The sequence below is a fragment of the Bradyrhizobium sp. SZCCT0148 genome, assembly GCF_018129985.1.
Lineage (GTDB): Bacteria > Pseudomonadota > Alphaproteobacteria > Rhizobiales > Xanthobacteraceae > Bradyrhizobium > Bradyrhizobium japonicum_H.
Genome location: NZ_JAFCKT010000001.1, coordinates 425,489 through 449,428 on the forward strand (window position 1 = coordinate 425,489; position 23,940 = coordinate 449,428).

A 23,940-nucleotide genomic window follows, 5' to 3' on the forward strand; every position below is an offset into this window, starting at 1 on the left:
GATCCTGCAACAATACCCCTGTTTTGCCCGACGGCGCAAAACCTGCCCGACGCCACGAAAAAATTGCTCAACCCTTTCAACCCCATGGCTACTGTGCATGGGGTTGTTTTCGCAACTTTTGCTTTGGGGGAGCGCCTAACCCGCGCCGGCGCGCTTCTTCTGCCAGACGAGGTGCACGGCGCAGGTGCAGCCCGGCGGATGCGAGGCGAGGTCTGCGGGGGTCTCGTCGTTCGCGGGCGTTGCGGCGAACGCCCTGTCCTCGCGCGACGGGATGTAGTTCAGCACCGGCGCGAGCCAGCGCTCCGCCTCGGCCACCGTCATGCCCTTGCGCGCGGCGTAGTCCTCGACCTGGTCGCGCTCGATCTTGCCGACGCCGAAATAATAGCTCTCGGGCGCAGCGAAATAGAGACCGGACACGGACGAGCCCGGCCACATCGCAAAGCTCTCGGTCAGCTTCACGCCGGCCGTGGCCTCCGCGTCGAGCAGTGCGAACAGCGTCGCCTTCTCGGTGTGGTCGGGTTGCGCGGGATAGCCCGGCGCGGGGCGGATGCCCTGGTACTTTTCGAGGATCAGATCGTCGGTGGAGAGCGTCTCGTCCGGCGCGTAAGCCCAGAACTCGCGGCGCACGCGGGCATGCATGCGCTCGGCAAAGGCCTCGGCGAGGCGGTCGGCCAGCGCCTTGCACAGGATCGAAGAGTAGTCGTCGTTTGCCATCTTGAAGCGGTCGGCGACCGCATCCTCGCCGATGCCTGCGGTGACGACGAAGCCGCCGACATAGTCGGGAACGCCGGCCGGCGCGACGAAGTCGGCGAGCGCCGCGTTGAAACGGCCCTCGCGCTTCTCGAGCTGCTGGCGCAGCGTGTGCAGCGTCGCGACCTTCCTGGTGCGGCTCTCGTCGGCATAGAGCGCGATGTCGTCGCCTTCGGCATTCGCCGGCCAGAAGCCGATCGTCGCGCGCGCGCGAAACCATTTCTCCTTGACGATGGTGTCGAGCATCTTGCGCGCATCGTCATAGAGCGAGCGTGCGACCTCGCCGACCTTGGCGTCGTCGAGGATCGCGGGGAAGCGCCCCGCGAGCTCCCAGGTCTGGAAGAACGGCGTCCAGTCGATGTAGTCGACAAGCTCGGCGAGGTCGTAGTCGTCGAAGCTCTTGATGCCCAGGAAGGTCGGCTTCACCGGCTTGCTCTTGGCAAAATCCACCGGCACGCGGTTGGCGCGCGCGGTCGCGAGCTTCAGGCGCTTCTTGTCGGCCTGCGCGCGCAGATGCGCTTCCGAGATCTTGGCGTACTCGGCGCGCACCTCGGCGGCATAGGCATCGCGCTTCTCGGGCGAGAGCAGCGAGGAGGCGACGCCGACCGCGCGGCTGGCGTCGTTGACGTGGACGACCGGACCGGCGCGATAGCTCGGATCGATCTTCACCGCCGTATGCACCCGGCTCGTGGTGGCGCCGCCGATCAGGAGCGGCAGCTTGAGGCCTTCGCGCTGCAATTCGGCGGCGAAGAACGCCATCTCGTCGAGCGAGGGCGTGATCAGGCCGGAGAGACCGACGATGTCGGCCTTCTCCGCCTTCACGGTCTCGACGATCTTGGCGGCGGGCACCATCACGCCGAGGTCGATCACCTCGTAATTGTTGCACTGGAGCACGATGCCGACGATGTTCTTGCCGATGTCGTGGACGTCACCCTTCACCGTCGCGAGCACGATTTTGCCAGCGGAGGAGGAACCCTCCGTGCCGATGCCGTTCGCGGCGTTGCGCGCCTTCTCTTCTTCCATGAACGGCATCAGCCAGGCCACGGCCTGCTTCATCACGCGCGCGGACTTCACCACCTGCGGCAGGAACATCTTGCCGTCGCCGAAGAGGTCGCCGACCACGTTCATGCCGGCCATCAGCGGGCCCTCGATCACGTCGAGCGGACGCGACGACGCCTTGCGGGCCTCTTCGGTGTCCTGCTCGATGAACTCGGTGATCCCATGCACCAGCGAATGCGAGAGACGCTTGGCCACCGGCCATTCGCGCCAGGCGAGATCGGCCTCTTTAGTCTGGGTCTTGTTGCCGCGGAATTTTTCGGCGAGCGCCAAGAGGCGTTCGGACGCGCCGGAATCACGGTTGAGGACGACGTCCTCGCAGGTCTGGCGAAGCTCGGGATCGATGTCGTCATAGACGATCATCTGCCCGGCATTGACGATGCCCATGTCCATGCCCGCCTTGATGGCGTGATACAGGAACACCGAGTGCATGGCCTCACGCACCGGCTCGTTGCCGCGGAACGAGAACGAGAGGTTGGAGACGCCGCCCGAGATATGCGCGCCGGGGAGGTTCTGCCGGATCCAGCGCGTCGCCTCGATGAAGTCGACGCCGTAATTGTTGTGCTCCTCGATGCCGGTCGCGATCGCAAAGACGTTCGGGTCGAAGATGATATCCTCAGGCGGGAAGCCGACCTTGTTCACCAGGATATCGTAGGCGCGCTTGCAGATCTCGGTCTTGCGCTTGAACGTGTCGGCCTGGCCGACCTCGTCGAACGCCATCACTACCACCGCCGCGCCATGGCGCCGCGCGATGTTGGCTTCGTGAATGAACTTCTCCTCGCCTTCCTTCATCGAGATCGAGTTGACGACCGGCTTGCCCTGCACGCATTTCAGGCCGGCTTCGATCACCGAGAATTTCGAGGAATCGACCATCACGGGCACGCGGGCGATGTCGGGCTCGGCGGCGACGAGGTTGAGGAAGGTCACCATCGCGGCTTCGGAGTCGAGCAGGCCCTCGTCCATGTTGACGTCGATGATCTGCGCGCCGTTCTCGACCTGGTCGCGTGCGACCTGAAGCGCCGCGGTGTAGTCGCCGGCGGTGATCAGCTTGCGGAAGCGGGCCGATCCCGTGACGTTGGTGCGCTCGCCGACGTTGACGAACGGAATCGCGTCCGTCAGCACGAACGGCTCGAGGCCGGAGAGCCGCAGGCGCGGTTCGATCTCCGGCACGATGCGCGGCTTGTGCGGGGCAACCGCAGCCGCAATCGCCGCGATATGCTCAGGCGTGGTGCCGCAGCAGCCGCCGACGATGTTGACGAGGCCGTCACGCGCGAACTCGCCGACCAGGCGCGCCATGTATTCGGGCGTCTCGTCATACTGGCCGAATTCGTTGGGCAGGCCGGCGTTTGGATAGGCGCACACCAGCGTATCGGCGACGCGGCCGATATCGGCGATGTGCGCGCGCAAATCTTCGGCGCCGAGCGCGCAGTTGAAGCCGATGGTGATGGGCTTGGCGTGCCGCACCGAATGCCAGAACGCCTCCGGCATCTGGCCCGAAAGCAGGCGGCCGGACTTGTCCGTAATGGTGCCCGACACCATCACGGGCACGTCGATGCCGCGCGCTTCGGTGATCTCGGCGATGGCGTAGAGCGCCGCCTTGGCGTTCAGCGTGTCGAAGATGGTCTCGACCAGCAGGAGGTCGACGCCGCCGTCGAGCATGCCGTTGATCTGCTCGCCGTAAGACTTGCGCAGATCGTCGAAGGTGACGGCCCGGTAGCCGGGATTGGACACGTCCGGCGAGATCGAGGCGGTGCGGTTGGTCGGCCCGATGGCGCCGGCGACGAAGCGCGGCTTGCCATCCTCGGCCTCGACGCGGCGCGCGGCATTGCCGGCGAGGCGGGCGCCTTCGCGCGCCATCTCGTAGACGATGTCGGTGAGGTCGTAATCGGCCTGCGCGATCGAGGTGGTGGAGAAGGTGTTGGTGGCGACGATGTCGGCGCCCGCGCGCAGATAGGCCGCGTGGATGTCCTCGATCGCCTGCGGCTGGGTCAGGATCAGCAGATCGTTGTTGCCGCGCAGGTCGCGATGAAAATTCTTGAAACGCTCACCACGAAAGGCGGCCTCATCGAACTGCAGGTTCTGGATCATCGTGCCCATGGCGCCGTCGAGCACGAGGATGCGCTCGCGCGCGGCATTGAGCAGGGCAGTTCGCTTCGGAGAAGTATATACGGTCATGTTGTCTTACGCCGCCTTCTGCGCGCTCTTGGCGCGGATGCCGAGCAAATGGCTGATCGCGAACACGAGATCGGCGCGGTTCATGGTGTAGAAATGAAAGGTGTCGACGCCGTTCTTGGCGAGCTTCTGCACCTGGCCGGCCGCAACCGTCGCGGCCACCAGCTTGCGGGTCTCGGCGTCGTCGTCGAGGCCCTCGAATTTCGCGGCGAACCAGTCCGGCACAGTGGTGCCGGCACGGGTGACGAAATTGCGCGCCTGCTTGAAGTTATGCATGGGCATGATGCCGGGCACGATCGGAATGTCGATGCCGCGGGCGCGGACGCGGTCGAGATAGCGGAAATAGAGGTCGTTATCGAAGAACACCTGGGTGATCGCACGCGCAGCACCGGCGTCAACCTTGGCCTTCAGCGTGTCGATGTCGGCGTCGAAGTCGCGCGCCTCGGGGTGCTTCTCGGGATAGGCCGACACCGACACTTCGATGTCGCCGTGCCGCTTCTTGATCCCGGCGACCAGATCGGCCGAGCTCTGATAGCCGTCGGGATGGCTCGAATAGGGCGTCCCGATACCGCCGGCGGGATCGCCGCGCAGAGCCACGATATGGCGGACGCCGACGTCATGATAGCGGTCGACGATCTCGTCGATCTCGCCGCGCGAGGCCCCGACGCAGGTCAGATGCGCGGCCGGCAGCAGCGCGGTCTCTTTCAGGATGCGGGAGATGGTCGAATGGGTGCGCTCGCGGGTCGAGCCGCCGGCGCCGTAAGTCACAGAGACGAATTTCGGTTCGAGCGGGGCCAGCCGGTTGATGGTCTCCCAGAGATTGCGCTCCATATCCTCCGACTTGGGCGGAAAGAATTCGAAGGAAATCGCAGGCCGCTTCAGGTGCCCGTCTTGCCCGTCGGCTCGGGCAGGAATCGTCAGATCGGTCATGGCACCACTCGCTCCAGAAATGTCGCCAGATCCTGGCGGCCGACAGTCGGGTCTAGTTTGGAAGTGCCTAAGATAGGGCAAAGGCTGTTTCACCAACAGCCCATCGGATATGGGAAATTGCCCACTTTCAGCCAAGTAAGCCGTTATTTTGCTGAAAATGTATACTTGGTGGGCTGATAACGTTTGGATAAAAAATACAATATATTCAACGAAGTGCCGGGCCTAAAAGTGATTTTGGAAGCAGCGTTGGGGATGGGCAAGGTGAGGGTTTCTTCATATAGACGACAATCTGCCCAATCAGTCGCTAGGACCGAGTGCCTCGGCTCGCGACCTGCACACGTCAGACCTGCGTCGCCAGCCCATTGTCGCGGCCCGCTCCTCGACTAGGTTAGCGCGCCATGATCCCGCTCTCAGTCCTCGACCTCTCGGTCGTCACCACAGGCACCAAGCCCGCTGCGGCCTTGCGCAACAGCATCGACCTGGCGCGCCATGTCGACGGGCTCGGCTATGTCCGCTACTGGCTCGCCGAGCACCATAACCTCGCCTCGGTCGCAAGCCCGGCGCCCGATCTCATGATCGGCCAGATCGCGGCGGTGACGAAGCACATCCGCGTCGGCTCCGGCGGAGTGATGCTGCCCAATCATGCGCCGCTGGTGGTGGCCGAACGCTTCAAGATGCTGGAAGCGCTGTTTCCCGGCCGCATCGACCTCGGCCTCGGCCGGGCGCCCGGCACCGACGGAGCGACGGCCTACGCGCTGCGCAGCCGGCTTGATCGCCGCGAGGGCGACGATTTCCTGGAGCGGTTGCACGAATTGATACTGTGGGAGACCCGCGAATTTCCCGCAGGGCATCCCTACCACAACGTCGTCGCCATGCCCGACGACACCGCCCTGCCGCCGATCTGGCTGCTCGGCTCCAGCGATTATTCCTCGGAACTGGCCGCGCAAGTCGGCATGGGCTTCGCGTTCGCCCATCATTTCGCGTCTCATGATGCGGTCGATGCGATGGTGCACTATCGCAACCGCTTCCAGCCATCGGCTTGGCGTGCGAGCCCGCACGCCATCCTCGCCGTCGCCGTCATCACGGCCGATACCGACGAAGAGGCCGAACGGCTTGCCTCCTCGTTCGACCTCAACCGGCTGCGCCGCGATCGCGGACAATATCTGCCGCTGCCAAGCGTCGAGGAGGCGCTGGCCTACCCTTACTCCGAGGCCGAGCGCACCTCGATCCTCCGCAACCGCTCGCGCCTGTTCGTGGGCAGCCCGGCGACCGTGCAGAAGAAGCTCCAGCTGCTGATCGAGGCGAGCAAGCCGGACGAGCTGATGGTGATCACGGCCGTGTACGATCACGAGGCGCGGAAGAGGTCGTATTCGCTGCTGGCGGAGGCGTTCGACCTTAAGGCCGCTGCTTAAGGCTCAGTGCCCCGGACGCAGCGCAGCGCTTTTCAGCGATACGCTACAGAGCCGCGGGCTATTGGAGCCCCTGGGGCCCGGCTCGCGCTTCGCGCGTCCGGGACACGTCATCAATCCTGCTGCGTCTCGCTGAAGGTGGCGCGGAACGGGTGTCCCGGATAGACGCCGACGATGCGGAATTCGCGCGAGAAGAATTTCAGCTCCTCGATCGCGAAGGCGAGGCCCTTGTCGTCGGGGTGGCCGTCGACGTCGGCGTAAAACTGCGTGGCGAAGAAATTGCCGTCGACCATGTAGCTCTCGAGCTTGGTCATGTTGACGCCGTTGGTGGCAAAGCCGCCGAGCGCCTTGTAGAGCGCGGCCGGCAAATTGCGCACCCGGAACACGAACGTCGTGACCAGCGGGCCGGAGCCTTGCGCCGCCCATTTCGGCTCGCGCGCCAGTACCACGAAGCGGGTGGTATTATGCGCCTCGTCCTCGATGTCCTCGGCGAGGATGTCGAGGCCGTAGATCTTGGCGGCGAGGCGGGAGGCGATCGCGGCCACCGTCTTGTCTTTGCGCTCGGAGATGTCGCGGGCGCTGCCGGCGGTGTCGGCGTGAACGATCGGCTTGATGCCGAGCTTGCGGATGATGCGGCGGCATTGGCCGAGCGCATGGACATGGCTCTCGACGCTCTTGATGTCGTCGAGCCTGGTGCCCTTCACCGCCATCAATTGATGCCGAACGGGGAGAAACCATTCACCGATGATGAAGAGGCCTGAGGCCGGCAGCAGATGATGAATGTCGGCAACGCGGCCCGCGACCGAGTTCTCGATCGGAATCATGCCGAGATCGGCCTCGCCCGAGGAGATCGCCGACAGCGCGTCCTCGAAGGTGGCGCAGGGCAACGGCTCGGCGTCGGGATAAGCCTCGACGATGGCGATGTGGGAATTGGCTCCGGGCTCGCCCTGGAATGCGATCTTCATCTTGCTCATGTCTTAAAAGTGCTCCTGGGTCGGCCTTGTAACAGCGGCTCAGGATTTGGAAAGGATGCTGCGGGCGGTTTCCAGGTCCGCCGGCGTGTCGACCCCGCGGGGCACGGTATCGACGATGGTGAAGTCGATGCGCATTCCCGCCTCGAGCGCCCGGAGCTGTTCGAGCTTCTCCTGCAATTCCAGCGGCGAGGGCGGCAGCGAAACGTAACGCTCCAGCGCGGCGCGGCGATAGGCGTACAGGCCGATATGGTGGTAACGCGGTCCGTCGCCGGTCGGCGCGGTCGCGCGGGTAAAGTAAAGTGCGCGCATGCGCTTGCCGCCGAGCGAGGTTCCGATTGCCTTCACGACGCTCGGGGCGAGGTCCTCCTCCTCGGTGTGGATCTGCGAAGCCAGCGTCGCGATGTCCACGGCCGGGTCTTGCAGCGGCGGCAGCACCTCGCGGATGTTGTCGATGGTGATGGTCGGGAAATCGCCCTGCAGGTTGACCACGATCTCGGCCTTGCCGTCCGCATCGAGCTTCTGCATGGCCTCGTGGATGCGGTCGGAGCCGGAGGGGTGGTCGGCGCGCGTCATCACGGCCTCGCCGCCATGGGCCGTCACGACCGCAGCAATCTCCGGCGTGTCGGTCGCGACCGCGACCCGTCCGATGCCGGCGGCCTCGGCGCGGCGCAGCACGTGCACGATCATCGGCAGTCCCGCGATATCGGCGAGGGGCTTGCCGGGCAGACGGGTGGCGGCCATGCGGGCCGGGATCAGTACCAGGATGCGAGGATCGATCATTGGGTCCAAAGATCCGGGGTCAAGAGCCTGGAGACAGGCGTTTTCCGCGCCGGGAAATAGAGTGGGGACGAGCCGAAAGCGGGGTCGCTTATACGGGTTGCCAGACCCCGGGCAAACCGATATCTCAATGGCAAAACTCGGGGAAACAGTAAGGAACGATTGATTCTCCCGAGGCTCGTCCTGGCGGCCGCCCGGCCGCTCGATCCTTCTTGCGGTGTGGGGCCTGGCCGGAAATGGACTCTTTCGAACTCAACAAGATTCTCGGTGCCGTGCTTGGCACCTGTCTCCTTCTGCTGGTGACGAGCTTCACCGCCAACGCGTTGTTCTCGCCCAAGATGCCGGAAAAACCCGGCTTCGAGATCGCCGTGAAGGAAGATGCCGGAGGGGGCAAGGAAGGCGGCGCGGCCGCCGCGGCCGCCGAGCCGATCGAAAAGCTGCTCCAGACCGCGTCCGTCGAGAAGGGCGCTGCCGCCGCCAAGAAGTGTGGCGCCTGCCACACCTTCGAGAAGGGTGGCCCGAACCGCGTCGGTCCGAACCTCTATGGCGTCGTGGGTGAGCCGAAGGGCCAGGGCCGCGGCGGCTTCAACTTCTCAGCCGCGATGAAGGGCAAAGGCGGCGAATGGACTTTCGACGACCTCAACAAGTTCATCGCCAATCCGAAGGGCTTCGTCCCGGGCACCGCGATGGGCTTCGCCGGTATTGCCAAGGATTCCGAGCGCGCCGACGTCATTGCCTATCTGAACAGCCTCTCCGAAAGCCCGAAGCCGCTGCCCACCGCGTCGAAGTAAGGCATAAGGACTGATCTTGGACCATGCGGCCAGGCTGAAAAGCTTGGCCGTTTGCTTATCTGGGCCTCCCAGTGAGTTTACCGGGGCGTTTGGCCGCATCCGACAGGCCGCCCGGCCTTTCAAGATGAGGAAAAAGCAACATATTCGGTCGAAACCTCGCCTATATTGGGACCTTAAAGGAGTAACCTCCTTCAAGACAGGACTATTGATTTGGCCATTACCCGACGCGATCTCCTGCTCACCGGCACTGCTGCCGCAGCGCTGCCCGCCCTCGGTTCCGTTGCGGGGCTCCCCGTCTTCGGTGCGGCCCATGCGCAGTCTTCCAACGAGCTTCCCTGGCGCCACGGGTTGTCGTTGTTCGGAAAGGTCAAGTACCCCGCCGACTTCAAGCGCTTCGACTACGTCAATCCGGAAGCGCCCAAGGGCGGCGTCGCGCGCCAGATCGCGGTCGGCACCTTCGACAATTTCAACATCGTCGTATCGGGTGTGAAGGGGCAGGTCGCCGGCGCCGTCGCCTTCATCTACGAGTCGCTCATGACGCCCTCGCTGGACGAGGTTTCGACCGAATACGGTGCACTCGCCGAGGCCGTCAGCCATCCCGACGACTTTTCCTCGGTCACCTATCGTTTACGGCCCCAGGCCAAATGGCATGACGGCAAGCCGGTTACCGTCGACGACGTGATCTTCTCGCTCGATTCCTTCAAGACCCACCATCCGATGTATTCGGCCTATTACAGCCATGTGGTGAAGGCCGAGAAGGTTGGTGAGCGCGAGGTGAAGTTCGTGTTTGACGCGCCGGGCAATCGCGAACTGCCGCAGATCGTCGGGCAGCTCATCGTCCTGCCGAAGCACTGGTGGGAGGGGACCGACGCGCAGGGGCGCAAGCGCGATGTGTCCGCCACCACGCTCGAGATGCCGCTCGGCTCCGGTCCCTACAAGGTCAAGGATTTCGTCGCCGGACGGTCGATCGCGCTGGAGCGCGTCAAGGATTATTGGGGCCGTGACCTCGCTGCCAATGTCGGCCGCAACAATTTCGACGAGCTGCGCTACGAATATTTCCGCGACGCCACCGTCGCGATCGAGGCTTTCAAGGCCGACCAGGTCGATTGGCGTACCGAGAACAGCGCAAAAAGTTGGGCGACAGCCTACGACTTCCCGGCGGTCGCCGAAAAGCGCGTCATCCTCGAGGAATTCGCCAATCGCAGCTCGGGCGTGATGCAGGCGTTCGTGCCGAACCTGCGCCGCGCCAAGTTCAGCGACCCCCGCGTGCGGCGGGCGCTCAACTACGCGTTCGACTTCGAGGAGATGAACAAGCAGATCTTCTTTGGCCAGTACAAGCGCATCGGCAGCTATTTCGACGGCATCGAGGAACTCATGGCGACCGGCTTGCCGCAGGGCAAGGAGCTCGAGATCCTCGAGACCGTGCGCGCCCAGGTGCCGCCGGAAGTCTTCACCACGGCCTACAGCAATCCCGTCGGCGGCAGTCCGGAAGCGGTGCGTGATAATCTGCGCGAAGCGCTACGCCTGTTCAAGGAGGCCGGCTACGAGGTGCGCGATCGCAAGCTGACCGACATCAAGACCGGCGCCCAGTTCACCCTCGAACTGCTGAATTCGGATCCCAGCTTCGAACGGATCACGCTGTTCTACAAGCCGTCGCTGGAGCGGCTCGGCATCGCGGTGAGCGTGCGGACGGTCGATCCGACCCAATACGAGAACAGGACGCGCGAGTGGGATTTCGACATCGTCACCAACTCCTGGGGCGAGTCGCAGTCGCCGGGCAACGAGCAGCGTGAGTTCTGGTCGTCAAAGACGGCCGACATCGCCGGTTCGCGCAACATTGGCGGCATCAAAAATCCCGCGATCGACAAGCTGATCGAACGGGTGATCTACGCCACCGATCGCGACGATCTCGTCGCCGCAACCAAGGCGCTCGACCGCGTGCTGCTGTGGAATCACTACGTCGTGCCGCAATGGACCTATACGAAGGTGCGCACCGCGCGCTGGGATCGTTTCGGCCGGCCAGCGGAATTGCCGAAATACGGTCAGTCCGGCTTCCCGTTCATCTGGTGGTACGACGCAGACAAGGCGGCACGGATCGCAAAGAAGTCGTGAAGGACGCCCCCCGCATGACGCAGATGTCACGCCGCCACGTGCTGGCTTTGGGTGTCGGCGGCGCCGTCGGTGCGTCGCTGAATGGGCCGCTGTTGCGTGGCGCGCATGCGTCCGAAGGCGGAGGTGAGGCGCACGGCATCTCGGCGTTCGGCGATCTCAAATATCCCGCCGACTTCCGCCATTTCGACTACGTCAACCCCGATGCGCCGAAGGGCGGCACGTTCTCGCTCATTCCCTCGGTGCGCGCCTACAACCAGTCCTACCAGACCTTCAACTCGCTCAACGCCTTCATCCTGAAGGGCGACGGCGCGCAAGGCATGGACATGACCTTCGCGCCGCTGATGGTGCGCGCGAGCGACGAGCCTGATGCGATGTACGGGCTCGCGGCCAAATCCGTTCAGATATCGCCGGATAGACTGGTCTATCGCTTCACAATGCGGCCCGAGGCGAAGTTCCACGACGGCACGAAGCTCACCGCACATGATGCGGCGTTCTCGCTGATGGCTCTGAAGACCAAGGGCCATCCCCTGATCCTCGTGCAGCTGCGCGACATGGTCGGAGCGGAAGCGGTCGACGATGCAACACTCGTCGTCACCTTTGCCAAGGGGCGCGCGCGCGACGTGCCGCTCTATGCCGCCGGACTTCCGATCTTCTCGAAGGCCTATTACGCGTCTCGCCCATTCGATGAATCGTCCCTGGATATTCCGTTGGGTTCGGGTCCGTACAAGGTCGGCAAGTTCGAGGTCAATCGCTACATCGAGTACGAACGGGTGAAGGACTGGTGGGCCGCCGATCTGCCGCCCTGCCGCGGCATCTATAATTTCGACGTCGTGCGCTATGAATTCTATCGCGATCGCGACGTCGCTTTCGAGGGGTTCACCGGCAAGAACTATCTCTACCGCGAAGAGTTCACATCACGCATCTGGGCAACGCGCTATGATTTCGCCGCCGTCAAGGAGGGGCGCGTCAAGATGGAAGTCGTGCCCGACGAGACGCCGTCAGGCGCGCAGGGCTGGTTCATCAACACGCGGCGCGACAAGTTCAGGGACCCGCGGGTGCGCGAGGCCTTGATCAATGCGTTCGACTTCGAATGGACCAACAAGACCATCATGTACGGCGCCTATGCCCGCACGGTGTCGCCGTTCCAGAACTCCGATCTCATGGCGAGCAACGGGCCTCCGTCGCCGGAAGAGCTGAAGCTGCTCGAGCCGTTCCGGGGCCAAGTCCCCGACGAGGTGTTCGCAGCACCTTTCTCCCCGCCGGTCACGGACGGCTCCGGACAGGATCGCAGCCTGCTGCGCAAGGCGCAGCAATTGCTGACCGACGCAGGCGTGCCGATCAAGGACGGCAAGCGCGTTCTGCCGAACGGCGAGGTCTTCCGCATCGAATTCCTGCTGGACGAGCCCTCGTTCCAGCCGCACCACGCGCCCTATATCAAGAATTTGGGGACGCTGGGCATTGAGGCCAACATCCGGCTCGTCGATGCCGTGCAGTACAAGGCGCGCCAAGAAGATTTCGACTTCGACATGACGATCCAGCGTTTCAGCATGTCGGCGACGCCGGGCGACGCCATGCGCGCGTTCTTCTCGTCGCAGGTCGCGGCAACCACGGGGTCGTACAATCTCGCGGGTATCGCCAGCCCGGCCATCGATGCCATGATCGAGAAGATCATGGCCGCCGACAGCCGCGAAGAGCTCACCTTCGCCTGCCGCGCGTTCGATCGCCTGTTCCGCGCCGGCCGTTACTGGGTGCCGCAATGGTATAACAAGACGCACCGGCTGGCCTATTGGGATCAGTTCGGCCATCCGCAGAAGTTGCCGCGTTATGCCAACGGCGTCGGCGCGCCGGACATCTGGTGGCATGAACCCGCCAAGGCCGCCAAGCTCGAGCAGGCGAAATAATCATGAGCGCCTATATCGCCCGCCGCATCCTGCTGATGATTCCGACGCTGCTCGGAATTCTCTTCGTCTCCTTCGTCGTCGTGCAGTTCGCGCCGGGCGGCCCGGTCGAGCGCGTGATCGCGCAGCTCTCGGGGGCCGACACCGGCGGCACCTCGCGCATTTCCGGCGGCAGCGATTTTGCGCAGCGTGCGCCGGGGCAGGTAGGAGCCGGCGGCGACGCCATCAACTCGAAATATCGCGGCGCGCAGGGCCTTGATCCCGACTTCATCAAGAAGCTGGAAAAGCAGTTCGGTTTCGACAAGCCGGCACCCGAGCGCTTTGCGCTGATGGTCTGGAATTTTGCCAGGTTCGATTTCGGCAAGAGCTATTTCCGCGACGTCAGCGTGCTTCAGCTCATCAAGGAAAAGCTGCCGGTCTCGATCTCGCTCGGCCTGTGGCTGACGCTCCTGACCTATCTCATTTCGATTCCGCTCGGCATCCGCAAGGCGGTGAAGGACGGCACACGTTTCGACACCTGGACGTCGACCGTGCTCGTGCTCGGCTATGCGATTCCCGGCTTCCTGTTCGCAATTCTCCTCATCATCCTGTTTGCCGGCGGCTCCTTCTTCAACTGGTTCCCGTTGCGCGGACTGACCTCAGACGGCTGGTCGCAGTTCCCCTGGTACTGGAAGATCATCGATTACTTCTGGCATCTGACGCTGCCGTTGATCGCCATGGGGCTCGGTGCGTTCACCACGATGACGTTCCTGACCAAGAACTCGTTCCTGGACGAAATCCGCAAGCAGTACGTGATGACCGCGCGCGCGAAGGGCTGCAGCGAGAACCGGGTGCTTTATGGGCACGTGTTCCGGAACGCGATGCTGATCGTGATCGCAGGTTTTCCCAGCACCTTCATTCACGCCTTCTTCTCGGGCTCGCTCCTGATCGAGACCATCTTCTCGCTGGATGGGCTCGGGCTGCTCAGCTTCGAGAGCGTGCTCAACCGCGACTATCCCGTGGTGTTCGGCACCCTCTACATCTTTTCGCTGGTCGGCCTCGTGATCAATCTGGTCTCCGACCTGACCTATATGTGGATCGATCCCCGGATCGATTTCGAGGCGCGGGAGGTCTGATGACGATTACCGCGCCGACGCCGGTCGAGACCACGACACAGTCCCCGCTGGGTGAGGTCGTTCCGATCACGCGCAAGCCCTTCGCGCCTTCGCCGCTCAACAGGCGGCGCTGGCAGAACTTCAAGGCGAACCGCCGCGGCTATTGGTCGTTCTGGCTGTTCATCGCCCTGTTCGTGCTGTCGCTGTTCGCCGAGCTGATCGCCAATGATCGGCCCTTCCTGATCAAGTTCGACGGCCGTCTCTATTGGCCCGCCTTCGTGACCTACTCGGAAACCACCTTCGGCGGTGATTTCGAAACCGCGGCGGACTACCGCGACCCCTATCTGCAGAAGCTGATCAAGGACAAGAACGGCAGCATCCTCTGGCCGCTGATCCGCTACTCCTACGACACCCACAATCTCGACCTGCCGACGCCGGCGCCGTCGCCGCCGACCTGGATGCTCACGGAAGCGCAATGCAAGCCGGTGGTGGAGAAGAAGGGGCTGAAGAGCTGCCGCGACCTCGAATACAACTGGCTGGGTACGGACGATCAGGGGCGCGACGTGGTCGCGCGGCTGATCTACGGCTTCCGCATCTCGGTGCTGTTCGGCCTTTGCCTCACGATCGTCTCGTCCGTCATCGGCATCGCAGCGGGGGCGGTGCAGGGCTATTTCGGCGGCCGGGTCGATCTCATCTTCCAGCGCTTCATCGAGATCTGGACGGCAATTCCCTCGCTTTACCTTCTCCTGATCCTGTCCTCGGTGCTTGTGCCCGGCTTCTTCGTGCTGCTCGGCATTCTCCTGCTGTTCTCATGGGTCTCGCTGGTTGGTCTCGTGCGGGCAGAGTTCCTGCGCGGACGCAACTTCGAATACATCCAGGCGGCGCGGGCGCTCGGCGTCTCCAATCCCGTCATCATGTTCCGCCACCTGCTGCCGAATGCGATGGTCGCGACCATGACGTTCCTGCCCTTCATCGTGTCGAGTTCGGTGATGACGCTGACGGCGCTGGATTTCCTGGGCTTCGGCCTGCCGCCGGGATCGCCTTCGCTGGGCGAATTGCTGTCCCAGGCCAAATCCAACGTGCAGGCCCCCTGGCTCGGCTTCTCCGGCTTCTTCTCGGTCGCGATCATGCTGTCGCTCTTGATCTTCATCGGCGAAGCGGTTCGCGACGCCTTCGATCCGCGCAGGACGTTCAGGTAAACCAATGGACGCGATCAATCAGCCCCTGCTCGCCGTTCGCGATCTTTCGGTGGCCTTCCACCAGGGCGGCGCTACCACGCTTGCGGTCGACACGGTCTCATTCCAGATCAAGCGCGGCGAGTGCCTGGCGCTGGTCGGTGAATCCGGCTCCGGCAAGTCCGTCAGCGCGCTCTCGATCCTGAAGCTGCTGCCCTATCCGAACGCTTCGCACCCCTCGGGCAGCATCCGCTTCAAGGGGCAGGAACTGATCGACCGCTCCGAGCAAGAGATGCGGGAGATTCGCGGCAGCGATATCTCCATCATCTTCCAGGAGCCGATGACCTCGCTCAATCCGTTGCACACAATCGAGGCGCAGATCGGCGAGATCATCCAACTGCATGCTCCAACCAGTAATGCCGAGGCGCGCAAGCGAACGCTGGAATTGCTGACGCAGGTCGGCATTCCCGAGCCCGAGACGCGGCTGAAGAGCTATCCGCACCAGCTCTCCGGCGGGCAGCGCCAGCGCGTGATGATTGCGATGGCGCTTGCCAACGAGCCGGACCTGTTGATCGCGGACGAGCCGACCACGGCGCTCGACGTCACGGTGCAGGCGCAGATCCTGGCGCTGCTCGCCGAGATCCGCTCGCGGCTCGGCATGAGCCTCCTCTTCATCACTCACGACCTCGGCATCGTGCGACGCATCGCCGACACCGTCTGCGTCATGAAGGGCGGCGTGGTCGTCGAGCAGGGGCCGGTCGAGCAGGTCTTCAAGGGACCGAAGCATCCTTATACGCGCGACCTGCTCGCGGCAGAGCCGAAGCCCGATCCGGCGCCGCCGCAGCCGCACGCGCCGGTGGTGATGTCGGCGGACGACCTGAAGGTCTGGTTTCCGATCAAGCGTGGCCTGATGCGCAAGACGGTCGGCCACATCAAGGCGGTCGACGGCGTCAGTGTCGCGGTGCGCAAGGGCGAGACGCTCGGCGTGGTCGGCGAATCCGGCTCGGGCAAGACCACGCTGGGCCTCGCCCTGCTGCGGCTGATCTCCTCGAACGGGCGCATCGTGTTCCTTGGGAAAGACATTCAGGGGCTGCGTTTCAAGGAGATGCGGCCGTTCCGGCGCGACATGCAGATCGTGTTTCAGGATCCGTTCGGCTCGCTCTCACCGCGCATGTCGGTCGCCGACATCATCGCCGAAGGTCTTTCTGTGCATCAGCCGAAGCTGACGCGGGAAGAACGCGAGGAGCGCGTCGTCAAGGCGCTGGAGGACGTCGGGCTGAAGCCGGATACCCGCTACCGCTATCCCCACGAATTCTCCGGCGGCCAGCGCCAGCGCATCAGCATCGCGCGGGCGGTGGTGCTGGAGCCGGATTTCGTCGTGCTGGACGAGCCGACCAGCGCGCTCGACATGCTGTTCCAGGCGCAGATGGTCGATCTGTTGCGCGAGCTTCAGCGCAAGCGCGAGCTCACCTACATGTTCATCTCCCACGATCTGCGTGTCGTCGCCTCGCTTGCAAGCCACCTGATCGTGATGCGCGGCGGCAAGGTCGTCGAAGAGGGACAGGCCGCCGAGCTATTTAAAAATCCGAAGACCGATTACACCCGCGCGCTGTTCGCGGCCGCGTTCCGGCTTGAGACGGCCGGGAACGGGGCGGTGGGCACGTAAAGCCGTCATAACCGCTTGATCGCGACCACTTCGCTGCCGGCCTGCCTGATACGCGCGATCGCGGGCTCGATCGGTTCGATCGCGGTCGCCATGTGATGCGCGTTGGCGTGAACCATGGTGGTCCGATCGCGGACGATGGCGACGTGGCCCTTCCAGAAGATCAGATCGCCGCGCTGCAAGCTGCCTCGTTCGTGCGGCTCCAGCGCGCGTCCGAGGCCGGCGAGCTGCATGTCGCTGTCGCGCGGGCAGCCGATCCCCGCTGCCGTCAGCGAGACCTGGACGAGGCCGGAGCAATCGATGCCAAAGCTGCTCTTGCCGCCCCAGAGATACGGCGTTCCGACGAAGCGCTCGGCGACTGCGACGAAGTCCGGCTCGCGATGATCGAGCGGGGCGAGATGCGCCTTCGGCAGATATTGTCCGTCGCGCGTCACGGCGAAGCTGCCGTCCTCGCGTGTCACGGCAAGCCTGGATCCCATCACGAGCGTCTGGGCCGGCGGCAGCTTGATCGAGGGGCCGGGGAAGGCAAATGTCCGGAGCGCGCTGACCACATGGGTCGGCGCTGCCGAGGGCTTCATGAGCGCTGCATCCGGCAACCAGCCGACATAACCGTCGCCATTGAGCTGGCCCCACGCCCAGCCCTCGCCGTTGCGATCGTAGGCTATGACGCGTTCGCCGCGCAGCGCTTCCGTCATCAGCATGGCGTTCGAGGACGGCTGCTCGCGCACAGGCGCGACCGGGTCAACCACCTCGAACTCCTCGCCGGCGACGAAGCGATCCGCCTCGACCTTGCCTTCGAGATATTTCGCGGCGATGTCGCCCCGCGCCGGAGTTATTCGCGGATCATCCATAGCGCTCGCTCAACAAGGCGTAGATGGCCCGCGCGGCCTGGCACTCGCCGCCTTCGGGTCGCGCGGGCTTTGCCGACGGCGTCCAGCCGTAGATGTCGACATGCAGCCAGCTTTTTGCCTGCTCGACGAAGCGTTGCAGGAACAGCGCGCAAATGATCGAGCCCGCAAAGCCGCCCGACGGTGCGTTGGTGATAGTGGCGGTCTTGGAGTCCAGCCAGGAATCGTAGGGCGGCCACAGCGGCATGCGCCACAACGGATCGTTTTCCTTCACCGCGCAGCGCGCCACATCGGCCGCAAGTGGCTCGTCATTGGTGTAATAGGGTGGCAGATCCGGTCCCAGCGCGACGCGCGCGGCGCCGGTCAGCGTGCCCAGATCGATCAGCAGCTCGGGCTTCTCCTCATCGGCCAGCGCCAGCGCGTCGGCGAGGACCAGCCGGCCTTCCGCATCGGTATTGCCGATTTCCACCGTGATGCCCTTGCGCGAGGTAAAGATGTCGAGCGGGCGGAAGGCGTTGCCGGCGACGGCGTTCTCCACCGCCGGAATCAGCACGCGCAGCCGCACCTTCAGCTTCGCATCCATCACCATGCGCGCCAGCGCCAGCACGTTGGCGGCGCCGCCCATGTCCTTCTTCATGATCAGCATTCCGCTCGACGGTTTCAGATCGAGCCCGCCGGTGTCGAAGCAGACGCCCTTGCCGACCAGCGTCACCTTGGGATGATCAGGATTGCCCCAGCCGATGTCGATCAGCCGCGGCGCACGGTTCGAGGCCATGCCGACGGCGTGGATCAGCGGAAAGTTCTTCTCCAGCTCCGCGCCGATGGTGCAGGCAAAGCTTGCTCCGAATTCGGCGGCAAGGGCTTGCGCGGTGGCGGCGAGCTCTTCCGGTCCCATGTCGTTGGAGGGCGTGTTGATGAGGTCGCGTGCGAGCATCGCGGCGTCGGCGATCCGCTCGATCTCGACTGCATCCACGCCTTCAGGCGGCACCAGCCGCACGTCGGGGCTATCCGCCTTGCGATAGCGCGCGAAACGATAGCATCCCAGCGCAAAAGCGAGCGCCGCCAGCCGTACATCGTGTGGTGCATTGGCAAAGCGATAGGTGCCCGGCGGCAGCAGACCGGGCAGGGCGCCGGGCCGGAACAGGTCGCGCGATCTAGCACTATCGTCCTCAAGGCCGAACAGCACCTGCGTGATCGTGCCGTCGGGCGCCGGCAGCGCCAGATAGGCGCCCGGCCTGGCGGTAAAGGCGCATGCCGTGGCAAACGTGCGTTGCGGCGCCGGCAGCGTCTCTGCGATCCGGTCCCAGCTCGATTTGGTGACGAAGCTGATCGGGATGGCGGCGGGAGACGTCTCGAAGACAGAAGGCATTGGCGGGTCCGGATCGTCAGATCGAACGGGTGATGCGAATGGATGAGACTTCGCAGAGTTTCGCCGCCGCCGCAATCGGCTTTGCCGTCACCCTTCGGCGAGCCGCTACTCGCGGCAAGGGGGCCATGATAAGGTTCCGGCGATGGCCGCCGGAGCTGGGACATCAGGCGGCCGAAGCGCGCCGGGAGGACATGCAATGGAATTCGCGTGGAGCGTGGTCACATTCATCGTCGAGGCCATTGAGGCGATTTTTGGCTATGTCGAGCACCACCATTGGATCTTCGCGCTCCTTGCCGGCGGTTACGTTTTCTATCTCCACGACCGCTCCGTCCATGCGCGGTTCGATGCGCTCGACCGGCGCGTCGACGAAATCCGCAAGCGGCTGGCCATCGAATATTGAGGCGGCCATTGCCAACGCATCCGGGGCAAACGGGTGAGGGTGCTCGCCCTTGGCGGTGAGGCGCCGCTGTGAAGCGCGCGGCCCAGGCGCGGTGTTAACCGGCCGTTAGGGTTAACGGTCTATTGCTGGCGCGTTCGGCTCGATCAATCGGCTCGAGAGTTACAGCGTCATGCGTCTACGGTTCAGTCTTGCCCGGCTTGTTGCGTCCACCTCGCTGGTCGCGGTGGTGGCCATGGGCCTCGGCGGCTGCAGCTCGGGCATGTCGAAACTCTCAGACGTGACGGGATCGCTCGGCGGGCCGCGGGCAGAGGCGGCTCCCGCCGATCCGGTGCGCGCCGTCGAAGTCTATGGCGAGCGCTACCGCGCCAATCCCAAGGACGCCGATGCCGCACTCGCCTACGGTCAGGCGTTGCGCGCCAACGGTCAGCGCGCCCAGGCCGCCGCCGTGCTCGAGCAAGCGACCATCGCAAATCCTGGCAACAAGGCGCTGCTCGCTCAATACGGCCGCGCCCTCGCCGACAACGGCAATTTCCAGCAGGCCTACGACGTGCTGTCGAAAGCGCATTCGCCCGACAATCCGGACTGGCGCCTCCTCTCGGTGCAGGGCACCACGCTGGACCAGATGGGCCGTCACGAGGAAGCGCGTTCCTACTACGCAAGCGCACTCAAGATCGCGCCGGGTGATCCCGGCGTGCTATCCAATCTCGGTCTGTCCTACATGTTGTCGAGAGACCTTCCGAAGGCCGAAGAGGCGCTGCGGCAGGCCTACGCCTCGCCGCGTGCGGGCATTCGGGTGCGGCAGAATCTCGGCCTTGTCGTCGGTCTGCAGGGCCGCTTTGCTGAGGCCGAGACCATCGTCAAAGCGGATCTGCCACCGGACCAGGCCGCGGCCAACGTCGCCTATCTCAAGGAAATGCTCAGCCGCAGCGACTCTCCCCGCGGCGCACCGAAGCGGACGCCGGTCGCCTCGCTCAGCCAACGAGACTGATCAGCGCTGATCGTCCCTTCTATCCTGTGATCCTGAAAGCCGACTGCCGAGCCGCATGCGCGGCCCGCGTCTAGCGTCATTGCATCTCGGAAATCTTGATGCCGGTCGGTCCGAGAATGACGACGAACAGCACCGGCAGGAAGAACAGGATCATCGGCACCGTCAGCTTGGGCGGCAGGGCGGCAGCCTTCTTTTCGGCTTCGTTCATGCGCATGTCGCGATTTTCCTGCGCCATGACGCGCAGCGAATGACCGAGCGGGGTGCCGTAGCGCTCCGCCTGCTGAAGCGCGAGACACACCGACTTGACGCCTTCGAGCCCGGTGCGGCGCGCCAGATTCTCATAAGCGACCTTGCGATCCTGCAGATAGGATAGTTCGGCTGTCGTCAGCGTGAATTCCTCCGACAGCGCGATCGACTGTCCGACGATCTCGGTGGCAACTTTCCGGAACGCCATCTCGACCGACATGCCGGATTCGATGCAGATCAGGAGCAGGTCGAGCGCGTCGGGAAAGGCGCGCTTGATCGAAAGCTGGCGCTTGGAGATCGCGTTCCTGAGGAACAGCATCGGCGCCTGGAGGCCGAGATAGGCGGCGGCGATGCAGATGCCGATCTTGATCGGCATCGCCTGCTCCATATGCGCGATCACGAATACGTAGACGGCCGAGCCGATGAAGAGGACGATCGGCGCGACCATGCGGGCAAACAGGAAGGTGATGTAGGGCGCCTGACCACGGTACCCCGCCATGATCAGCTTGTCGCGCGCGGCTTCCTGCGCAAGCCATTTGGTGAGGTTGAAGTCGTCGACGACCTTGGAGACGAGCTGCTTCGGCGTCTGGCGCAGCGTGACCTTTTCGTTCTTGTGAAGGCGCTCACGTTCGCGCTGCCGGATGCGCTCGCGCTCACTGGCCACCGCCTTCATGCGTTTGGAGAGGCCCTCGCCGGCGAACAGGGGCATCACCAGCGTATAGACGGTGGCGCTGGCGGCAATGGCCGCCAGCATCATGGTCATGAAGTGGACGTCATGTAGTTTCGCGACAAGAAACTGGACCATACTGCACCGTCAGAAATCGAAATTGATCATCTTCTTCATCACCATGATGCCGACCGCCATCCAGACGACGCAGCCGACCAGCATGAGCTGGCCGGTGGGATGGGTCCACAGCACCGAGATGTAATGTGGCGTCGTGAGATAGACGAGGAACATCACGATCGGCGGCAGCGAGCCAATGATGCCGGCGGAGGCCTTGGCTTCCATCGACATCGCCTGGATCTTCTCCCTCATCTTCTTGCGGTCGCGCAGCACCTTGGAAAGGTTGCCGAGCGCCTCGGAGAGGTTGCCGCCGGATTTCTGCTGAATCGAGATGACGATGCCGAAGAAGTTGGCCTCCGGCAACGGCATGCGATCATAGAGCCGCGTGCAGGCCTCGCCGAGCGGCATGCCGATGGCCTGGGTCTCGATGATCGCAAGAAACTCGCTGCGCAGCGGCTCGGGGGCGTCGGCTGCGACGACCTTGATCGATTCGAACAGGGGCAGGCCCGCCTTGATGCCGCGGACGATGACGTCGACGGCGTCGGGCAGCGCCGCCAGGAATTTGGCCTCGCGACGCTTTTTCAGGAAGCCGAGCGCCCAGCGCGGCAGGCCGAAGCCGCCGGCAAAGGCGAGGCCGACAGCACCGATCAGGCCGCCGCCGGCGAACAGAGCGGCCGCGAAGAACACGCCCGCCACGACGGCGGACATGATCCAGAATTTCTGCGGAGTCCAATCGAGGCCTGCCTGCGACAGGCGAACGGGGAGCGGTACGCTCTTCTCCTGCAGGCGTCGTGCTTCGAGATCCTTCAGCGAGGTCTCGACCTGCTCGCGGCGCGAGCGCTGGGTCTTCTCGGCTTGGCGGATCGTGGGCGCCTCCGCGCGCGAGATCGAGGCGCGGCGGCTCTCGGCCTTTCGTTCCCCGGACAGCAGCGGATAGAGGAAGACCCAGGCGATGCCGCCGACCGCTGCGGTGGCAAGGAATGCGAGGGCGAGGACCTGCATGTTCATGCTGACCTACTCACGTCTTCGGCGCGACTTCCGCCGCGTCCAGCGCAGCGGCAAGGCGCTTCTCGTCGCCGTAATAGCGGGCGCGTTCCCAGAACTTGGGACGGCCGATGCCGGTCGAGCGGTGCCGGCCGATGATCTTGCCGTTGGCGTCCTCGCCGATCATGTCGTACAGGAAGATGTCCTGGGTGATGATGGTGTCGCCTTCCATGCCCATCACCTCGGTGATGTGGGTGATGCGGCGCGAGCCGTCGCGCAGGCGCGCCGCCTGGACGATGACGTCGATGGAGGCGCAGATCATCTCGCGGATGGTGCGTGAGGGAAGCGAGAAACCTCCCATCGTGATCATGGATTCGCAGCGCGACAGAGCTTCGCGCGGGTTGTTGGCGTGCAGCGTGCCCATCGAGCCGTCATGGCCGGTGTTCATGGCCTGGAGCAGGTCGAACGCCTCGGGTCCGCGGACCTCGCCGACGATGATGCGCTCGGGGCGCATACGCAGGCAGTTGCGTACCAGCTCGCGCATGGTGATCTGGCCCTCGCCCTCGATGTTGGGTGGTCGGGTTTCCAGCCGCACCACGTGAGGCTGCTGGAGCTGGAGCTCGGCGGCATCTTCGCAGGTGATGACGCGCTCGTCATGCTCTATATAGTTGGTCAGGCAGTTGAGCAGCGTGGTCTTGCCGGAGCCGGTGCCGCCGGAGATCAGCACGTTGCAGCGGACGCGGCCGATGATCTGGAGGATCTCGGCGCCTTCCGGCGAGATCGCGCCGAACTTGACGAGCTGATCGAGCGTCAGCTTGTCCTTCTTGAATTTTCGGATGGTGAGCGTGGGGCCGTCGATCGACAGCGGCGGCACGATGGCGTTGACGCGGGAGCCGTCGGCGAGGCGCGCGTCGCAGATCGGCGACGATTCGTCGACGCGCCGGCCGACCTGGCTGACGATGCGCTGGCAGATGTTGAGGAGTTGCTGGTTGTCGCGGAAGCGGATGCCGGTCTTCTGGATCTTGCCGTTGACTTCGATGAAGACGGTGTTGGCGCCGTTGACCATGATGTCGGCGATGTCATCGCGCGACAGCAGCGGCTCGAGTGGACCGTAACCCAGGACGTCGTTGCAGATGTCGTCGAGCAGCTCTTCCTGCTCGGCGATCGACATCACGATGTTCTTGATCGCGATGATCTCGTTGACGATGTCGCGAATTTCCTCGCGCGCGGATTCGGAGTCCAGCTTGGCGAGCTGGGCGAGGTCGATCGCCTCGATCAGCGCGCCGAAGATGGTCGCCTTGACCTCGTAATAATTGTCCGAGCGCCTGCTCTCCATGGCCGGCGGCGGCGGCGCCTTGGCAGGCGCGAGCGGCGGTGAGGCGACCGCCGGCGGAGCCGGGGCGCGCGACACCGTCGGCGCCGGAGCCTGGGCAGGCTCGGGCGACACGGCGCCGGGCTTGGGCGCCCGAAGGTCGGTGTCTGTTCCGCTACGCTTACCGAACACTTAACAACTCCATGCG

18 protein-coding genes are annotated in these 23,940 nt (G+C 64.2%); 9 read left to right on the top strand and 9 right to left on the bottom strand.

What is annotated here, in order from left to right; genetic code table 11:
• Positions 1-135: 135 nt before the first annotated feature.
• Together metH and metF are read right to left on the bottom strand one after the other, a co-directional pair.
• A complete protein-coding gene (gene metH / locus JQ580_RS02025) occupies positions 136-3,981 on the bottom strand; it encodes a methionine synthase (RefSeq protein WP_212278074.1) in 3,846 nt (1,281 codons plus the stop codon).
• Positions 3,982-3,987: 6 nt separating this feature from the next.
• On the bottom strand, positions 3,988-4,908 hold the full coding sequence (metF, locus tag JQ580_RS02030; protein WP_212278075.1) for a methylenetetrahydrofolate reductase [NAD(P)H]: 921 nt from the start codon (positions 4,906-4,908) through the stop codon (positions 3,988-3,990).
• 398 nt (positions 4,909-5,306) lie between these two features.
• Between metF and JQ580_RS02035 the strand changes: the two genes are divergently transcribed.
• Entirely contained in the window at positions 5,307-6,320 is a 1,014-nt protein-coding gene (locus JQ580_RS02035; protein ID WP_212278076.1) for an LLM class flavin-dependent oxidoreductase, read from the top strand.
• Between the two features lie 110 nt (positions 6,321-6,430).
• Here JQ580_RS02035 and JQ580_RS02040 read toward each other — a convergent pair whose 3' ends face one another.
• A complete protein-coding gene (locus JQ580_RS02040; protein WP_212278077.1) occupies positions 6,431-7,291 on the bottom strand; it encodes a prephenate dehydratase in 861 nt (286 codons plus the stop codon).
• 39 nt (positions 7,292-7,330) lie between these two features.
• On the bottom strand, positions 7,331-8,071 hold the full coding sequence (locus JQ580_RS02045; RefSeq protein WP_212278078.1) for a 3-deoxy-manno-octulosonate cytidylyltransferase: 741 nt from the start codon (positions 8,069-8,071) through the stop codon (positions 7,331-7,333).
• Between the two features lie 233 nt (positions 8,072-8,304).
• On the opposite strand from JQ580_RS02045, the gene JQ580_RS02050 reads away from it, so the two are divergent.
• The 6 genes from JQ580_RS02050 to JQ580_RS02075 all read left to right on the top strand — a co-directional run bounded on the left by JQ580_RS02050 (position 8,305) and on the right by JQ580_RS02075 (position 16,804).
• Complete coding sequence (locus tag JQ580_RS02050) at positions 8,305-8,859, top strand: c-type cytochrome (protein WP_212278079.1); 555 nt, start codon at positions 8,305-8,307, stop codon at positions 8,857-8,859.
• A 210-nt stretch (positions 8,860-9,069) separates the two neighbouring features.
• Positions 9,070-10,971 (top strand): extracellular solute-binding protein, encoded by a 1,902-nt coding sequence (locus tag JQ580_RS02055; RefSeq protein ID WP_212278080.1) that lies wholly within the window; start codon positions 9,070-9,072, stop codon positions 10,969-10,971.
• Between the two features lie 14 nt (positions 10,972-10,985).
• Positions 10,986-12,872, top strand: coding sequence for an extracellular solute-binding protein (locus JQ580_RS02060; RefSeq protein WP_212278081.1), 1,887 nt, complete (start codon positions 10,986-10,988; stop codon positions 12,870-12,872).
• 2 nt (positions 12,873-12,874) lie between these two features.
• Positions 12,875-13,984, top strand: a complete 1,110-nt coding sequence (locus JQ580_RS02065; protein ID WP_106948013.1) for a microcin C ABC transporter permease YejB — start codon at positions 12,875-12,877, stop codon at positions 13,982-13,984.
• On the top strand, positions 13,984-15,162 hold the full coding sequence (locus JQ580_RS02070; RefSeq protein WP_212278082.1) for an ABC transporter permease: 1,179 nt from the start codon (positions 13,984-13,986) through the stop codon (positions 15,160-15,162). Before JQ580_RS02065 ends, JQ580_RS02070 begins: the two co-directional genes overlap by 1 nt.
• A gap of 4 nt (positions 15,163-15,166) precedes the next feature.
• The gene (locus JQ580_RS02075; protein WP_212278083.1) at positions 15,167-16,804 is read left to right on the top strand and encodes an ABC transporter ATP-binding protein; all 1,638 of its coding nucleotides are present in this window, start codon (positions 15,167-15,169) and stop codon (positions 16,802-16,804) included.
• A 5-nt stretch (positions 16,805-16,809) separates the two neighbouring features.
• Here the strand turns inward: JQ580_RS02075 and JQ580_RS02080 are convergent, their stop codons facing one another.
• Together JQ580_RS02080 and JQ580_RS02085 are read right to left on the bottom strand one after the other, a co-directional pair.
• Positions 16,810-17,652 carry a C40 family peptidase gene (locus tag JQ580_RS02080; protein WP_212278084.1) on the bottom strand — a complete coding sequence of 281 codons (843 nt, stop codon included), beginning with the start codon at positions 17,650-17,652 and terminating at the stop codon, positions 16,810-16,812.
• A complete protein-coding gene (locus JQ580_RS02085) occupies positions 17,645-19,018 on the bottom strand; it encodes a leucyl aminopeptidase family protein (RefSeq protein ID WP_212278085.1) in 1,374 nt (457 codons plus the stop codon). The genes JQ580_RS02080 and JQ580_RS02085 overlap by 8 nt, the downstream gene beginning before the upstream one ends.
• A gap of 196 nt (positions 19,019-19,214) precedes the next feature.
• On the opposite strand from JQ580_RS02085, the gene JQ580_RS02090 reads away from it, so the two are divergent.
• Together JQ580_RS02090 and JQ580_RS02095 are read left to right on the top strand one after the other, a co-directional pair.
• Positions 19,215-19,418, top strand: coding sequence for a hypothetical protein (locus JQ580_RS02090; protein WP_212278086.1), 204 nt, complete (start codon positions 19,215-19,217; stop codon positions 19,416-19,418).
• 169 nt (positions 19,419-19,587) lie between these two features.
• On the top strand, positions 19,588-20,406 hold the full coding sequence (locus JQ580_RS02095; RefSeq protein WP_212278087.1) for a tetratricopeptide repeat protein: 819 nt from the start codon (positions 19,588-19,590) through the stop codon (positions 20,404-20,406).
• A 76-nt stretch (positions 20,407-20,482) separates the two neighbouring features.
• Here the strand turns inward: JQ580_RS02095 and JQ580_RS02100 are convergent, their stop codons facing one another.
• The 3 genes from JQ580_RS02100 to JQ580_RS02110 are packed head-to-tail and all read right to left on the bottom strand — an operon-like array spanning position 20,483 to position 23,924.
• On the bottom strand, positions 20,483-21,457 hold the full coding sequence (locus tag JQ580_RS02100) for a type II secretion system F family protein (RefSeq protein WP_212278088.1): 975 nt from the start codon (positions 21,455-21,457) through the stop codon (positions 20,483-20,485).
• 9 nt (positions 21,458-21,466) lie between these two features.
• Entirely contained in the window at positions 21,467-22,444 is a 978-nt protein-coding gene (locus tag JQ580_RS02105) for a type II secretion system F family protein (protein ID WP_212278089.1), read from the bottom strand.
• Between the two features lie 10 nt (positions 22,445-22,454).
• A complete protein-coding gene (locus JQ580_RS02110; protein WP_212278090.1) occupies positions 22,455-23,924 on the bottom strand; it encodes a TadA family conjugal transfer-associated ATPase in 1,470 nt (489 codons plus the stop codon).
• Positions 23,925-23,940 lie beyond the last annotated feature (16 nt).